3 protein-coding genes are annotated in these 3,023 nt (G+C 51.7%); 2 read left to right on the top strand and 1 reads right to left on the bottom strand.

Translation table 11 applies throughout. The features are described from left to right. Window positions 1-270 precede the first annotated feature (270 nt). Window positions 271-666, bottom strand: coding sequence for a GFA family protein (locus ACR0DY_RS19830; RefSeq protein ID WP_480484739.1), 396 nt, complete (start codon window positions 664-666; stop codon window positions 271-273). Window positions 667-1,646: 980 nt separating this feature from the next. Here ACR0DY_RS19830 and ACR0DY_RS19825 point away from each other — a divergent pair. Both ACR0DY_RS19825 and ACR0DY_RS19820 read left to right on the top strand, forming a co-directional pair. Next, complete coding sequence (locus ACR0DY_RS19825) at window positions 1,647-2,105, top strand: hypothetical protein (protein WP_480899020.1); 459 nt, start codon at window positions 1,647-1,649, stop codon at window positions 2,103-2,105. A 381-nt stretch (window positions 2,106-2,486) separates the two neighbouring features. After that, entirely contained in the window at window positions 2,487-2,732 is a 246-nt protein-coding gene (locus ACR0DY_RS19820) for a hypothetical protein (RefSeq protein WP_480484741.1), read from the top strand. Window positions 2,733-3,023: the final 291 nt, after the last annotated feature.

Below are 3,023 nucleotides of genomic sequence, written 5' to 3'. Positions count from 1 at the left end.
TGGTGGGCGCACTGCAGCATCTGTTAGGAATGGTGAAGGTCAGCAATGGGTCGTCCCCGATGTATCATCTCGCCGTGCGACAGCTAATACTGCGTTGCCTCTGATGTCGGCACGGATGAATGAAAAGCCCAAAGGGTGGAGCATTCAGGTCAACGGAACTGACTTCTCACTCTCGCCGCGGCGAACGATTTGCATATCATCCGCCCTGCGGGACGACGACGAAAAGGGCCTTCGCAGCAGTCGCTCCAAAGTCCGCTGCCTGGAAGCACGTCAAAACCACATGTCCTTTACAGTTCGGCTGTCACGAGGAAGTTCTCGAAAGCTGTCGTGCCCCTCGAAGTGACGGATTGGAATCTCACTGATTGGTGAAGGATCAGACATTCGAACATTAACCGCGGACAGTTTGCGGCCGTTTTCGTCCGAGAAATACGCAACGTAGTGCGTCACACACCCGCAATTGGCGCAGAAGTGGAAATGGATATCCCCGCTATCGCGACGCAGATATGTACTTGTTTTCCCGGTAGTTTGAATGTCATAGCCAATGTGCCCGTAGGCCCAAAGGGCACCGTAACGCCGACAGATTGTGCAATTGCAGGCCGTGACCGACTTTGGCACAGCATCGAGAGTCCAGCCAACTTCGCCGCAGTGGCAAGTTCCTTTCAGCATGTATCAATCTCCGCTCTCGGCACTGACGGCATCATGACGACCGACTCAAGTGCTTTGGCCCAGGCGCGGATCGCCGCTTGGGTCAAGCTGCACTTGTGGCCTTCCCTTGAACAGCAGTTAGCCGATTTACATTCACGGCGATACACAGCTGGGTCACAGGACCACTGGGCGGAGATGCGTGACTGGCTGGTTCGGAATGACGTTCCTGCTCCAAAAAATCTGCCGGGGTGGCCAGAAAAGGAATAAGGGCTGGCTGAGGGGGTCGAGGCCAGCCCCTATCTTCGTCACGAGGGGGTAAGTGGTTATTCTGATCCCAATCTATCCAACTCAAGCAAAGCCCGAAATTGGGGGATTCCCGTAACATTGCAAACTTCACCGAAAAAGTTTGTTTCCTAAAGGCGAACAGTGAGTTTCAAAACGAGATGTGGACACAATTTCGCCACAATGCGATCCTCTATCCGTGGATGGCGCGTGTTGATTTTAGAGCGTTCCAGTTTTTCCATCTGGATTTGGGGGGGTTGTTGAGTTCGGCGCGCCGCCCCACGAGTACTTCATCGAACCGCCAGAGTATTGAACTGCACTTTCCGAGTGCCGGAGCGCCAACGCACTTTTCATCTCATGAACGCAATTTGAACACTCTCCGCAAATATCAGTGCGGAGCGGCGCGTCTTGATGGGGATTATGATTTCAATGAGGGGGTACGAGTTCGGCGCGTCGTACCACCACCGCCGGACATACTCGTTGTCCTTTGATTTGTTTAAATACTATCTTTTGATCCGGTTTGCGATTTTTGTGAATGGGTGATTAGTGGAAGAGAATGAAGGCGTCTGGTTTAGCCAGGTCATGTATGACACAACGTTGATGAAGCCCATTACCTCCGAGCAGGCTTTAAGCAACTTGCCGACTGCTGGTGCAGTAGACAACAAAAACAGGGCTGGATCGTTCAATCCCGTGAAGCCTTTCCTAAATTAGTTTTTGGAATGTATCCGAACAAAAAGCTTCAGGCGCTGCCCGAAATTTTCAATGGGCCATATGGTCCAGTCGTATCTCGCGCGGTAGCGAATGTACTTCGCGAAGCAGAACTGGGAAAAACGAAAATCTATCCTTTGAACGTTTGCCAACACGACCGTGTGACACCAGTTGAAGGCGAGTATTTTACACTCGCCCTTGGTGAACAAAAAACGGCGTTTGTTCCGGATCGGTCGAATATGGTCAAACCTATGGGGAATAAACCAGATACTTGGATGAAGCGGGGCATGAAACCCAAAGACTTCGACATTGTTGTTTCAGGTATAGCCTTGGAGGGACCCGATTTGTGGGTTGATCCGCGCTTGTACTGGAGCCTGTTTTTTAGCGCCCGCTTGGTAAAAGCGCTGAAGGCAGCGAAGCTCGCACGCCGCTTCGGACTGAGTAAATGTAAGGTTGTTTCCATTCACTAAAGGGGTACGAGTTTGGGGGTGACGCATTATCGATACCGGCCAAGTCATGGGAAAATCTGGCTGGTTGTTAGGGTCCTATTGGAGGCGGTTTGAAATCTATTTCAGTGCAGAGTAGCGGCCCGGATTTTTGGCTCATCGCCGGAATACTTCTGGGCGTCATCCTACTGTATTTGACCTTGCGATTGATGCTCCGCGTATTCGGGGCAAACAAAGAGAAAGTCTCGTGCCGCTGGAAGAGAGAAACCGCGCAGGACAAGGAAACTCTGTGCGCTTGGAATTGTCGGGCATGCGGTGTTACAGCATATTCTGGAAACGGACGGAAACCCACAGGCTGTCGCAAGTCCGCCAAACCACAGAGCTTATAGTCAGGATGGCACGGACATGAATGTAGATGAACCGAAGCTGGTGATGTCAGACAGGTGCAAGGCTGTGCTTTTAGACGGGTATCGGTTTGAAATCGAAATCTACCGCTTGGACAACCAGGACAAATGGACGTTGGAAGTGGTGGACCATGAAGACGCCAGTTATGTCTGGGACGACAAGTTCAATTCGGACCAAGCGGCCCTTGATACAGCAATTGAGGTTTTGAACAACGAAGGCGCGTTGGGCTTCATGGGGAATGAGTAGAAACCTTAGGTAATCTTAGTGTGGCTAGTGCCGAAACCAAGCCAGATATCCAGTGGATCTTTACACTTCCTGAGTTCTTTTCCTGACTTTCCTGCGTGCCCTCGCTGACCGTTTTCTACACCCCTCAGAGCAATACCGCGCATCAGTCCTGCGATAGTCGGGCAGGTCATCCCCACACCACCGACAAACCCAAATGCCTTGCTTCACACAGCATAGCATCGCCTTTGCCCGCTTTAAAACCGGAAAGCGGTCCATCTCTGCTACCGCGAACCTGTCAGCGCGAAAAGCTGG

The sequence above is a fragment of the Ruegeria sp. O6 genome, assembly GCF_056535045.1.
Note: the sequence above shows the minus strand (reverse complement) of the source record. Positions and strands in the feature narration are given on the sequence as shown.